Annotated in this window: 11 protein-coding genes; 5 read left to right on the top strand and 6 right to left on the bottom strand. The window is 73.8% G+C overall.

The genetic code is table 11. The features are described 5' to 3' along the window. The first annotated feature begins 611 nt into the window (after positions 1–611). Both DB033_RS11465 and DB033_RS11460 read left to right on the top strand, forming a co-directional pair. Positions 612–3,335, top strand: coding sequence for an N-acetylmuramoyl-L-alanine amidase (locus tag DB033_RS11465; protein WP_170315521.1), 2,724 nt, complete (start codon positions 612–614; stop codon positions 3,333–3,335). Next, entirely contained in the window at positions 3,332–4,936 is a 1,605-nt protein-coding gene (locus tag DB033_RS11460) for a SpoIID/LytB domain-containing protein (RefSeq protein ID WP_111766786.1), read from the top strand. The genes DB033_RS11465 and DB033_RS11460 overlap by 4 nt, the downstream gene beginning before the upstream one ends. A 1-nt stretch (position 4,937) precedes the next feature. Here the strand turns inward: DB033_RS11460 and DB033_RS11455 are convergent, their stop codons facing one another. From DB033_RS11455 to DB033_RS11435, 6 genes are all read right to left on the bottom strand, one after another. Beyond that, positions 4,938–5,534, bottom strand: a complete 597-nt coding sequence (locus DB033_RS11455; protein ID WP_420814063.1) for a heme-binding beta-barrel domain-containing protein — start codon at positions 5,532–5,534, stop codon at positions 4,938–4,940. Between the two features lie 425 nt (positions 5,535–5,959). Beyond that, positions 5,960–6,259, bottom strand: a complete 300-nt coding sequence (locus DB033_RS11450; RefSeq protein WP_111766784.1) for a DUF1416 domain-containing protein — start codon at positions 6,257–6,259, stop codon at positions 5,960–5,962. Positions 6,260–6,287: 28 nt separating this feature from the next. Beyond that, on the bottom strand, positions 6,288–7,130 hold the full coding sequence (locus tag DB033_RS11445; RefSeq protein ID WP_111766783.1) for a sulfurtransferase: 843 nt from the start codon (positions 7,128–7,130) through the stop codon (positions 6,288–6,290). Between the two features lie 152 nt (positions 7,131–7,282). Next, the gene (locus tag DB033_RS21810) at positions 7,283–7,363 is read right to left on the bottom strand and encodes a putative leader peptide (protein WP_420814062.1); all 81 of its coding nucleotides are present in this window, start codon (positions 7,361–7,363) and stop codon (positions 7,283–7,285) included. 81 nt (positions 7,364–7,444) lie between these two features. Further along, the gene (locus tag DB033_RS11440) at positions 7,445–8,140 is read right to left on the bottom strand and encodes an LmeA family phospholipid-binding protein (RefSeq protein ID WP_111766782.1); all 696 of its coding nucleotides are present in this window, start codon (positions 8,138–8,140) and stop codon (positions 7,445–7,447) included. Positions 8,141–8,158: 18 nt separating this feature from the next. Then, a complete protein-coding gene (locus tag DB033_RS11435; protein WP_111766781.1) occupies positions 8,159–8,956 on the bottom strand; it encodes an alpha/beta hydrolase in 798 nt (265 codons plus the stop codon). 236 nt (positions 8,957–9,192) lie between these two features. On the opposite strand from DB033_RS11435, the gene DB033_RS11430 reads away from it, so the two are divergent. From DB033_RS11430 to DB033_RS11420, 3 genes are all read left to right on the top strand, one after another. Beyond that, complete coding sequence (locus tag DB033_RS11430) at positions 9,193–9,894, top strand: winged helix-turn-helix transcriptional regulator (protein WP_111766780.1); 702 nt, start codon at positions 9,193–9,195, stop codon at positions 9,892–9,894. Next, positions 9,891–10,769 (top strand): mycothiol synthase, encoded by an 879-nt coding sequence (gene mshD / locus DB033_RS11425; protein WP_111766779.1) that lies wholly within the window; start codon positions 9,891–9,893, stop codon positions 10,767–10,769. Before DB033_RS11430 ends, mshD begins: the two co-directional genes overlap by 4 nt. Positions 10,770–10,867: 98 nt before the next feature. After that, entirely contained in the window at positions 10,868–12,844 is a 1,977-nt protein-coding gene (locus DB033_RS11420) for an acetoacetate--CoA ligase (protein WP_111766778.1), read from the top strand. Positions 12,845–12,858: the final 14 nt, after the last annotated feature.

Below are 12,858 nucleotides of genomic sequence, written 5' to 3'. Positions count from 1 at the left end.
GGACTGCCGGATCCTCGCCTACGCAAGGTGACACCCGGACAGTTCGCATTGACGCAGTGCAGTTGTTCAGTGACGTAAACACTAGATCTGTGACTACGCGCAGTCAATAGACTACGCAAGGTGAGATCGAGTGCGGAGCGCGCGACAGTGGGCGCCGGCTCGGCGCCCGTCCGATCTGTCCCGTCCGAGGCGTGCTCGTGGCGACGCGGCGGACGTCACCGGAGTGTCCGGCGACAGAAGGACGAGCTTCGGGTCGTGGTGGACGACGTCGTCCATCACGCGGAACGTTCGGGATCAATCGTTGATGATCGATCCGAATGGGCGCATCCGCAATTTACCGCGAACCCGGGACAATTCTTGACATCGCGTGATGCACATCGCGGTCTTTCGGTGTAACCGCGGTCGCAGCGGTGAGTGATCGCCCCCCGGAGTCACTCTGTGTGGTCTTGCCAGGACGCTGGGTGCTGGGGTTCACTGCTGTCACGGGGGCTGGTCCCCGGACACTGCCGTCCCGGGTCGGCGCCGACGGTGAACCGCCGAGGCGAGGCCCGGCCCCACGAACCGCGGAGAGCTGATCACCCGTGCGCCCCGTTCTCGCCCTCCGGTCCAACTTGACCGCGGCTGTCGTGCTGAGCAGCGTCCTCGTCGGCACCCCGGCGTCCGCCGAGCCGCCGTCCGGCACCCCGTCGGCGCCGGTGGTCGCCGCCACGGCACCGGTCGCCCCGGTCGCCGCACCCGGCGTCGCCCCGGAGGTGACCCGTACCGAGCTCACCCTGACCGCCGCGGTGGAGGCCGGCGCTGACAGCCGGGCCCGCACGGGCGGTGGGCCGACGGCCCCGGACTCCGCGGCCGGGAGCACCGGAGCGGCGCCGTCCGGTCCGCCATCTGCGACCGTCGGGGCTCCGGCACTCGTCGCGGCGGACTCCACGGTGGAGCCGTTCGACGCGATCGGGTTCAGCTACGCGGCCGGTACCGCAGCGCCGGTCATCGAGGTGACGGTGCGGGAGAACGGCACCTGGTCGTCGTGGGAGCAGCTCGAGGCCGTCGACGGCGGGCCGGACGCCGACACCGCCGAGGCCGCCCGGGCGGCGTCGTCCCAGTCGCTGACCGTGACCGAGCCGCTGCTGGTCTCCGGCGCGGACGCCTACCGCGTCCGTGTGATGCCGGCGGTGGGGGCACCGGCACCGGCCGGGTTCGCCGTGACCACCGTCGACGCGGGCACCGGGCCCGGCGACGCCGCCCTGGCCACGGTGCCGCCCGCCGGGGCCGGGCCCGCGAACCCGTCGGCCGCCGCCGCCGCGCCGCCGGCGCCGAACGCGCCGGCCATCATCACCCGCGCGGAATGGGGAGCCGACGAGAGCCTGCGGGAGAAGCAGCAGGGCTGCGACGTCGAGTACAACAGCACGATCAAGGTGGGTTTCGTGCACCACGTGGCGTCCACGAACACCTACGACGCCGCCGGTACCGCCGCCGAGGTCCGGTCCATCTACGCCTACCAGGTGCTGGTCAACGGCTGGTGCGACGTCGGCTACAACTTCCTCGTCGACAAGTTCGGCCGGGTCTACGAAGGCCGTTGGGGCGGCGTCGACCGGGCGGTCAAGGGCGCGCACACCGGCGGGTTCAACACCGACAGCTTCGGCGTCTCGGCCATCGGCAACTACGAGACGGTGCCCCCGACCGACGCGTTGCTCAGCGGCATCGCCCACCTGCTGGGCTGGAAGCTCGGCCTGCACAACCGCGACCCGTTCGGCCGCGACTCCCTCGTCGGCGCCGGCGGCGGCACCTCCAAGTACCCGGCCGGTCAGCGGGTGACCTTCGACGTGGTCAGCGGGCACCGCGACGCCGGGAACACGCTGTGCCCGGGCGAGTACCTCTACCCGCGGCTGCCCGAGCTGCGCGTCGCCGCCGACCGGGTCGCCCGCCAGACCGACACCACCCTCACCGGGGCCGCACCGGCCCTGCAGCAGGTCGCCTACGCCGGCGCGCCGGCGCCGTTCACCGCGATGCTGCCCAGCGCACAGCCGTGGGAGTTCAGCGTGGTCGAGGAGTCCACCGGTGCACAGGTCCGCCGGGTGACCGGGTACGCCGAGCGCGGCCCGTTCCCGGGGGCGTGGGATCTGCTCGACGACTCCCTGACGCCCGTCCGCGGCGGGATGTACACCTGGTACCTGCGCACCGCCGCCGGCGGGCTGGCGGCCGGCCGCATCGAGGTGGTGCCGCCCACGGAGACGGCCCGCGGCGCCGCGTTCAGCGGCGGCATCACCGCGGCCGGGTTCGTGCCCGTCGCCCCGTCCCGCATCTACGACAGCCGGTCCGGCCGCACCCAGCCGCTGGGCCCGGGATCCAGCCGCACCGTGACCGTCACCGGCGGGGCGGTCCCGGCCGACGCCCGCGGGGTCGCGCTCAACGTCACCGCCGTGGACGCCACCCAGCCGAGCCACCTCACGGCCTGGCCGGCCGGGGCGGCCCGGCCCTCGACGTCGTCGCTCAACGTGGGTACCGGCACCACGGTGCCCGGCCTCGTGGTCGTGCCGATCGGCAGCGGCGGCGGCGTGACCCTGGGCAACAACGCCGGCTCCGTGCACCTCGTCGTCGACGTCGTCGGCTACTTCACCGCCGCCGGTGGCAGTGGGGTGCGCACCACCGCCCCGACCCGGCTGCTCGACGGCGCCGCCCTGCCCATGTCCGACGGCCAGACCCGGACGTTGGACGTGGCCGGCGCCCTGGGGGTGGACCGTTCCGCGATGACCGGGGCGATCGTGAACGTCACGCTGTCGCAGGCCTCGCGGCCCGGGAACGTCTCGGTGCAGCCGGCGGGGGCGGCGTCGGCGTCGTCCACCGCCAACGTCGTGCTGGGCCGCGACGTCACCAACCGCACGCTGGTCGCGGTCGCCGACGGCCGGATCTCGGTGCGCAACGTCGGCGGCGACACCCGCGTCTACGTCGACGTCGTCGGATGGTTCGGCCCGGGCGGCGCGCGGTACACCTCGGTGCCGGCCTCGCGGGTGCTGGACACCCGCTACGGCCCCGGCCGGCGCGCCCCGCTGGGGGCGGGGGAGGCGCTGACCCAGACCACCGCCGGCGCCGGTGGCACCCCGGCCGACGCCACCGCGGTGCTGGGCACGCTCACCAGCGACGGCACCTCCGCGCCCACCCACTTCCGGGTCTGGGCCACCGGCGGGACCCGCCCGACCACCTCCGATCTCAACCCCTGGCCCGGTGTCGCCGCGGCCAACGCCGTCCTGCTGCCGGTCGGGACCGACCGGTCCGCGCAGATCTTCAACAACTCCGGGAGCAGCCACGTGATCGTCGACGTCGTCGGGTACTTCTCGTGACCGGCCGCTGGAAGCGCACGCTGGCCGCGGCGGCGGCACTGGCCGTCGCCGCGGGGCTGGTCGCCGCGGTGCCCGCCGCGGCCGCTCCCGGCTCGGTCACCCTGGTCGGGCACGGCTACGGCCACGGCCGCGGCCTCGGCCAGTACGGCGCCCTCGGGTACGCCGTGGACCAGGGCTGGAGCGCGCGGACCATCCTGGACCACTACTACAACGGGACCGACCAGGGGGTGGTCGGCAACTCGCCGATCTCGGTGCGGCTGACCGTGCTGGACTCCGCGGCCGGCACCTGGATCACCGCCGGCCAGGGCTTCACCGTCGGGGGCGTGCACATCGAGGCCGGCGCGGCCGCGCGGGTCACCCGGGACGGCGGCAGCTGGCAGCTGTTCACCGCGTACGGCGGCTGCCGGCCGGGCGAGCAGTACGGCCCCTACCCGCTGCCGGCCAACCCCACGATCACCCTGGACGCCGACCCCGGGGACACCCTGTCCCGGATGCTCACCACCTGCGCCAACGCCACCCAGTACCGCGGGTCGCTGGCCGTCATCGCCGACAACGTCGGCGGCGCCCTCCGGGTGGTCAACACGCTGCCCGTCGAGCAGTACCTGCGCGGGGTGGTGCCGCGGGAGTCGGTGGCGAGCTGGGCCGACCTCGGCGGCGGCCGGGGGATGCAGGCCCTCGCCGCGCAGGCCGTCGCCGCGCGCAGCTACGCGCTGTCCGAGCGTCGGTACGCCTACGCCATGACCTGCGACACCATCGCCTGCCAGGTCTACGGCGGGGCCGGCCGCAACGGGGCCTCCGTCGAGGACCGTCGGACGGACTTCGCCGTGGCCGCGAGCGCCGGGGTGGTCCGGGTGCGCGGCGGTGCGGTGGTGCACACCGAGTTCGGCTCGTCCACCGGCGGCCGCACGACCGGCCCGAGCTTCGGGCACGTGCAGGACTGGGGCGACCTGCGCTCGCCGCACAACACCTGGCGGGTGGAGCTGACCGGTGCCGCCATCACCGCCGCCTACCCGCAGATCGGCCAGTTCACGGCGCTGCAGGTGACCCGCCGGGACGGTGAGGGAGCGCAGGGCGGCCGGGTGCTGAACATGGACGTGGTCGGCAGTGCCGGCCGGGCGACGGTCACCGGCGACCAGTTCCGCAGCGCGATGGGCCTGCGGTCGAACTGGTTCTTCCCGATGCAGCAGGCGACGTCGGTCAGCTACGTCAAGACGCAGTTCTCCGACACGGTCTACCAGCTGGCCCAGGTCAACGGCTGGTCGGAGAAGATGGCGATGACCTGGGACGACTACGTGGCCGCGGGCTACCCGGCGGTCGGCTCCATCGCCTCGAACGTGGTCAAGTACTCCTGGGCACCCGGCCTGGTCGCGGTGACGTTCTGGCCCGGCGACCCGCAGTGGCAGTGGGACTTCCTCGACTACGACCGGTGGGCGCGCGCGGGGTATCCGGCGCCGGCGGAGGCGGGCTGGATCATCAACACCAGCTTCTGGGGCAACGGCGTGGACCCGACGATCTACGCACAGGCGCCGGACGGCACGGTGACGGCACTGAGCTACGCCCAGTGGGCGGCGGCCGGTTACCCGAAGCCGGAGGTGCGCTGAGTCAGCCGGCCTGGCGGTCCAGCAGCGCCGAGGCGTACGGCCGCATCGGGTGCTCGGCGGTGGCGCGCTCGCTGACGTAGGCCAGCCGCCCGTCGACGATCCCGTACAGCCGGGTCGCGCCGGTGACGGCGGGCGCGCTGGTGGTGCGCAGGACCGCGTCGGTGCCGAGTGACCAGGACGCGAGGGTTTGCGCGGTGCCGTAGAAGACCTCGACGACGCCGTCGGCGTCGGCGAGCACCAGCTCGATGACGCCGTCGGGCTGCGGCCGCCACCAGCCGACCTCGCGGCCGGCGGGCAGCGCGGTTCCGTCCTCGTCGAACACCCAGGTGATCGACTCGTGACGCAGGAAGCCCCGACCGTCGTGGGAGATGGTCAGCTGTTGACCGAAGACGCGGTCCGGGGTCTCCTGGGGACCGTGCAGGTGACCCTCGCCGCGCCAGACCCCGACGAGCGGCAGCAGCGACAGGTTCGCGTCGTCCAGGGGTGGACCCAGCCGGACGTTGGCGGTGTCGGCGCCGACCGGCAGCGGCACGGTGTCGCCGATGTTGAGCGCAGTGGTGCCCTGCGGGCTCAGGCTGCGCTCGATGGCCGCGGCCAGAGCGTCGTTGCCCGAGGGGCGCGAGCCAGGATCGTCAGCGGCGGGCGTGACGTCGGGGAGCGGCGATCCTTCCGGGGTGTCCGGTCGGTCGTCCGCGGCGGACGGAGGGGTCACTTGTCCTCGTGCAGCAGCCGGTACACCACGTAGACGGCGAACCACGTGATGACGATCGCCACGAGCACCAGCAGGCCGGTGTAGAAGATTTCCACGGACCCACCATAACCGGAGCCGTCCGGCCGACGCGCCCCGCCCGGGCGTGGGACCGGCCACGTCGGTCGCTGTGTCGCGAATGCCGGCGGGGCACCGGCGCCGGGCGCCGGGGGACGGGGACCGTGCCCGGTGCCGCCCGGGGGGCGCAGGTCCGGGAACGCCGACGGGGTGCCGGCCGCAGCGGCGGCCGGCACCCCGTCGGGTGGTGCGGTGCGTCAGGCGCCGACGAGGACGTCCACCGAGTAGACGCCGTACCGGGTGGCCACGTCCGACTGGCCGCTGCCGCCGCGGGACAGCGCGCGGACCGTCCAGCTGCCGGGGCCGGCGTAGAAGCGGAACGAGCCCTCCGGCGAGGCGACGACCTCGGCGGTGAACTCGCCGGTGCCGTCGAGCAACCGGACGTGGGCGCCGGCGACCGGCTCCGCGCCGGCCAGCACGCGGCCCTGGATGACGGCCTGGGTCACCGTGTCGGTGCCGGGCGGGAGGTCGAGCGTCTGCTCGGGTGCTGCACACATGGCGGGTGTCCGTTTCTCGGGTCGGGGCTTACTTGGCGGGCTCGCCGAGCTCGATCGGGACCCCGATGAGGGTGCCGTACTCGAGCCAGGAGCCGTCGTAGTTCTTCACGTTCTTCTTGCCGAGCAGCTCGCTGAGCACGAACCAGGTGTGGCTGGAGCGCTCGCCGATGCGGCAGTAGGCGATGGACTCCTTGGAGTCGTCGAACCCGGCGTCGGCGTAGAGCTCGGTGAGCTCGGCGTCGGACTTGAACGTGCCGTCCTCGTTGGCCGCCTTGGACCACGGGATGTTGATGGCGCCGGGGACGTGGCCGCGGCGCTGCGCGTTCTCCTGCGGCAGGTGCGCGGGGGCGCCGAGCTGGCCGGCGAACTCACCGGGCGAGCGGACGTCGATGAGGTTCTTGGTGCCGATCGCGGCGACGGTGTCGTCGCGGAACGCCCGGATCGACAGGTCGGCGTCCTTGGCGGTGTAGGTGGTGGCCGGCCGGGTCACGGTGTCGGTGGTCAACGGGCGGCCGTCGAGCTCCCACTTCTTGCGGCCACCGTCGATGAGCACGATCTTCTCGTGGCCGTAGAGGGTGAAGAACCAGTAGGCGTAGGCGGCGAACCAGTTGTTGTTGCCGCCGTACAGCACGATGGTGTCGTCGACGGCGATGCCCTTCTCGCTGAACAGCTTCTCCAGCCCCGCCTTGTCGATGAAGTCGTTCTTCACCGCGTCGCGCAGGTCGTCCCGCCAGCTGATCTTCACCGCGCCCGGCAGATGACCGCCGTCGTAGGCGCTGGTGTCCTCGTCGACCTCGACGAAGACCAGTCCGGCGGTGTTCAGGTTGTCGTTCGCCCAGTCGGTGGTGACCAGGTTCTCGGCACGGCTCATGGTGGTGACTTCTCCTCAACTGGGGGACGGCCCGGCATGCGCGGGACGGTTGCTGCGGGGGCGGACAGAGGTCCGGCGGGCGGGCGGTGTGACGGGACCGGGCGGACGGTGGTCCGCGGGCGCACCCGGTACGGGTGGCGGGCTGCTCGGCGTCAGCGGGAGGGTCGGCAACACATCGCGCTGGCGACCCGGTTCAGGTCGATCGCGCGGCGCTGAGTCAGCAGCGGGCCCATGGTGGGTCAAACTACCAGCCGCGGCCTGGCGCGGGAACCGTTCGACGGTGCTGCGCCGCCGGTGGGAGCGGGTGCGGTGGGTCAGCCGGTGGCCAGGTCCAGAGGGCCCGTCGTCGCGTCGACGACCACGTCCGCCCCGTCCACGGTGACGCTGCCGCTGGTCACCCGGAACGGGAGCGCGTCCAACGGGACGGTGAGGTCGACGAGGGTGGCGAGCGCGTTCGTCACCTCGGTGGGCAGGGTCAGGCCCGCGCCGCTGAGCTCGCCGCTGCGGAGCACCAGGGCGGCGTCGTCCACCGCGGCGTCGAGCCGGGCGGTCACCGGGTACGACTGCCCGAGGACGGTGACGGTGGCGCCGACGACCAGGGCCCCGTCCTGTGCGGTGACGGTCAGGCCCGGCAGCCCGACGGCGGCGGCCACCGCGGCGGTGGGGACGGTCAACCGGATCCGGCCCGCGTCGGCGGTGAGCCGGTCGACGGTGCCGCTGAGCGCCTCGGACAGCGGCAGCCGGACCCGCTGCAGCTCGACGGACACCCGGACGTCGGTCAGCGGCCCGAGGGTCTCCGGCGGCAGGGCGGCGCGCACGCTGCCGTACTCACCACGGACGGCCTGCAGCAGGAAGGGGAACCCGGCGATGTCCACCGTCGGCGGTTGCCCGACGCCGAGCCGGCTCTGCAGCGCCTCACCGATCTTCTGGGTGGCGACGTACCGCGCACCGAAGTCGGCGCCGACCAGCAGCACGGCGAGCACGACGAGGAAGACCAGGAATCTGCGCACAGCGACAGTGTGCGCGACTCACCGTGACGTCGGTTGCCGCAGCGACCAGTCGAGGATGCGGTCGACGGTGGTCGCGGCGATGCCGCTCTCGGCGTGCCCCATGCCGTCGACGAGCCACAGCTCGGCGCCGGGCGCGGCGCGGTGCAGCCGGACGCTCTGCTCGGGACCGAAGTAGTGGTCGGCGGTGCCGTGCACGAACAGCAGCGGGGTGGGGGCGATCCGCGACACCTCGTCCAACGGGGTGCTCGGCACCGTGCTCCACGGCCGGCCGAGCCGGATGCCCAACCGGGGCCCGAGGAACGGGCCGACCGGGTGCTCGAGCAACCACTGCACCCGCAGCATCGAGCGGCTCTCGCGGAGGAACCAGCGGGCCGGCGGCGACACCGCGACGACGGCGTCGGCGGCCTCGGTCAGCGCGGGGTCGGTGCGGGTGCGTCCCGCGTGCCGCAGGGCGACCGCCGCGCCGAGCGAGAACCCGACCAGGGTGACGCGGGTGTAGCCGAGCCCCCGCGCGGCGCCGATCGCGGCGTCGACGTCCAGGATCTCGTCCCGGCCGACGCTGGACCGGCCGTCGGACCGTCCGTGGCCACGGAAGTCCAGCGCCACCACCGCGGTGCGGTTCGCGAACCGCGCGAGCACGGCGCGGGTGGAGACCCTGGCTGTGGCGTTGGTCATGCCGTGAGCGACGACCACCGCGTGATCCGTCGGGGTGTCGGCACCGCCGGACAGGTGCAGCCCGCGCAGGGTCACGCCGTCGGCGGTGCGGGCGGTGAGCCCGTTCGGACCAGCGTGTTCGGTCGACCGGCGCCGCAGCATGGCGCCATCCTGTCACCGTGGGCGTGGTGGTCCGCCCCGCGTGCCACCGGTGGTGTGACGCGCTCGATTCGGTCGGCGCCGTCCAGCCGTTATGATTTCCGCAGCTGGACGCCTGTGTTTCGGTCCGTTGACGCCTTGTTGTGTGGTCCGGGTGGTAGCGACGGTCCCGCGACCCGGTGCCCGCGGCGCCCCCGCAGGACCGTGAACTCCGCACGCACCGGGAAGGGAGTCGACGAGTGGATCTTCTGTTGCTGACTGCTGATCCGGATCCCAACAGCGTGCTGCCCGCGCTGGATCTGCTGCCGGTCAACCTGCGGTCCGCCGCACCCGAGGCCGCATCGCTGGTCACCTCCGGGCCGTACGACCTGGTCATCCTGGACGCCCGGCAGGATCTCGCCGCCGCTCGCAACCTGTGCCGGCTGCTCGGCTCCGGCGGGCTGGACGTGTGCATCCTGGCCGTCGTCACCGACGGCGGCATCGTCGCGATCGGCCCCGAATGGGGGGTCTCCGACGTCGTGCTGGCCGGCGCCGGGCCGGCCGAGGTGCACTGTCGGCTGCGGCTGCTGGCCGGCCGCAGCAACCCCGCCTCGAACTCGGGCCTGATCAGCCTCGGTGATCTGACCATCGAGGAGGACACCTACACGGCGCGGCTGCGGGGCAAGACCCTGGAGCTCACCTACAAGGAGTTCGAGCTGCTGAAGTTCCTCGCGCAGCACCCGTCGCGGGTCTTCACCCGGGAGCAGCTGGTCACCGAGGTCTGGGGCTACGACTTCTTCGGCGGCACCCGCACCGTCGACGTGCACGTCCGGCGGCTCCGCGCCAAGCTCGGCGCCGAGCACGAGTCGCTGATCGGCACCGTGCGCAACGTCGGCTACAAGATGGTCCCGCCCGCCCGTTCGTCGCTCCGGGAGGAGCAGACCGCTCCGGTCACCGGGTGAGCGACCTCCGCCCCGACCTGCCGCCGGTCGACGACCTGGCCGCCCTGGTCGATGCCTGCGTCGCCGCCGACGGGGTCTCGCCGTTCGGCGGCCACGTCCTGGAGTCGGTCGGCCTGGACGGCGACCTGCGCTACCTGACCGCCACCGAGGGGGGAGCGCTGGTGGCCGTCGCCGTCCTGCCGGCCGGCGACCCCGCGGAGCTCGCCGTCACCCCGTCGCACCGCCGCCGCGGGCTCGGGGACCGGTTGCTGCGGGCGGTGCTCGACACGGGTCCGGCGGTGTGGGCCCACGGCGACCTGCCGGCCGCCCGGGCGCTGGCGGCGCGGCACGGTCTCCGGGAGACCCGCGAGCTCGTGCAGATGCGGCGGCCGGCCGCCGCGCCGACGCCGCGTCCGGAGCTGCCGGACGGGGTGCGGATCCGCACCTTCGTCCCCGGTGCCGACGACGCCGCGTTCCTCGCCGTGAACGCACGGGCCTTCTCCTGGCATCCCGAACAGGGCCGGCTCGACCAGGCGGGCCTGGACCGGGAGCTGGCCCAGGACTGGTTCGACCCGGCCGGCTTCTTCCTCGCCGTGGACGCCGACGACCGGCTGCTGGGCTACCACTGGACGAAGGTGCATCCCACCGACCCGACCCCGGCCGACGCCACCGCACCGGCCGGCCCGCTCGGCGAGATCTACGTCCTCGGGGTCGACCCGGAGTCGCCCGTCCGGGGCCTCGGGACGCCGCTGTCGCTGGCCGGCCTGGAGTACCTGCGGGCCCGCGGCCCGGCCCAGGTGATGCTGTACGTCGAGGGTGACAACACCCGCGCGCTGCGCCTGTACGAGCGGCTCGGGTTCACCCGCTTCCTCACCGACGTCGTCTACGCCCGCTAGCAGCGGTCGGCGGCCGCGCGGACCGGCCGGCCCGCCCGGGGTGTGTGAGGATGCCAGCAGGGCGGGCGGCGGCGCCCGGCGAGCAGAGGAGCCGGCCGATGGACGAGCGCACCGAACCCCCGGTGGTGCTGTGGGCGCCGGACGAGCAGCGGACCACCCGGATCGGCGTCTTCGCCGAGGAGCTCGCCACCCGCACCGGCCGCGCCTTCCCGACCTATGCGGACCTGTGGTCGTACTCCACCACCGAGGTGGGCGCGTTCTGGGCCGCGCTGGCCGACCACTTCGGGGTGCGGTGGCACCATCCCGCGATCGGCGACCTGGCCGACGCGCGGATGCCCGGCGCCCGCTGGTTCCCCGGCGGCACCCTGAACTACGCCGAGCACGCCCTGGCCGACCTGCCCGGCCGCACCGACGACACCGTCGTGGCGATCGTCGCGGCTGAGGACGGCACCGCCGAGCCGGTCACGCTGGCGGAGCTGCGGGCGCTGGTCGGCGCCGCCGAGAACGGCCTCCGCCGAGCCGGCGTCGGCACCGGCGACCGGGTGGTGGCGCTGGTGCCGAACGGGCTCCACGCCCTGGTCGGATTTCTGGCCACCGCCGCGCTGGGAGCGGTGTGGTCGTCGTGCTCGCCGGACTTCGGGCCCGGTTCGGTGATCGACCGCTTCCGGCAGATCGAGCCCACCGTGCTGCTCGCCGTCGACGGGTACCGCTACGGCGGCCGGGTCTTCGACGTCTCGGCGACCGTGGCGCAGCTGCGGGCCGCCGTCCCGGGGATGACGCTCGTGCACATCCCGGTGCTCGGCACCCCCGTGCCCGACGGCGCGACCGACTGGGACACCTTCACCGCCGAGGCCGGTGCGCCGGTGTTCGTGCCGGTGCCGTTCGCGGCTCCGTTGTGGGTGCTGTACTCGTCGGGCACCACCGGGCTGCCCAAGCCGATCGTGCAGTCCGTCGGCGGGATCCTGCTGGAGCACCTCAAGGTCCTCGCGCTGCAGTCGGACCTCGGTCCCGGCTCGGTGTTCCTCTGGTTCACCACGACCGGCTGGATGATGTGGAACTACCTGATAGGTGGCCTGCTGGTGGGCGCGACGATCGTGCTGTTCGACGGCAACCCGGGGCACCCCGATCTCGGCGTCCTGTGGCGGTTGGCGCAGCAGTGGCGCGTCACGTACTTCGGGACGTCGGCGCCGTGGATCACCGCCTGCCGCAAGGCCGGCCTGACCCCGGGCACCGACCACGACCTCGGTGCGCTGCAGGTGGTCGGTTCGACCGGGTCGCCGCTGGACGCCGACGGGTTCGGCTGGCTGCACGACGCGGTGGGGGAGCACCTGCAGATCGTGTCGTTGTCGGGCGGCACCGATCTGTGCACGGCCGTGGTCGGTGGCGCGCCGACGGTGCCGGTGTGGGCGGGGGAGATCTCCTGCCGGGCGCTCGGCGCCAAGGTCGAGGCCTTCTCCCCGACGGGTGATCCGCTGGTCGGCGAGGTCGGTGAGCTGGTGATCACCGCGCCGATGCCGTCGATGCCGGTGGCCTTCTGGGGCGACGACGACGGGACCCGGCTGCGCGACGCCTATTTCGCGGAGTACCCGGGCGTCTGGCGGCACGGCGACTGGATCCGCGTCACCGACCGCGGGTCGTGCGTCATCGAGGGCCGGTCGGACGCCACCCTCAACCGCGGCGGGGTGCGGATGGGCACCGCCGAGTTCTACCGGGTGGTGGACGCGGTGCCGCAGGTGCGGGACGCGCTGGTGGTCGACACGTCCGGCGCGGCCGAGGGCGAGCTGCTGCTGTTCGTGGTGCTCGCCGACGGCGCCGATCCGGACGCGGTCACCGCCCGACTGCGCCGCGACATCCGGGCGGACCTGTCACCGCGGCACGTGCCCAGCCGGGTGATCCCCGTGCCGGCGATCCCGCGGACGCTCAACGGCAAGAAGCTCGAGGTGCCGGTCAAGCGCATCCTCGCCGGCGCCGACGTCGCCGGCGCCGTGTCCCGCGACGCGCTGGCCGACCCGGCCGGCTTCGACGCGTTCCTGGCGGCGGCCCGACAGGCCCACGGCGGCGCCGCACCCCGCTGAACCCGGTGCGCCGC

Origin of the sequence: Nakamurella deserti (assembly GCF_003260015.1) — a bacterium.
GTDB lineage: Bacteria > Actinomycetota > Actinomycetes > Mycobacteriales > Nakamurellaceae > Nakamurella > Nakamurella deserti.
This window is presented reverse-complemented; position numbering and strand designations above follow the sequence as displayed.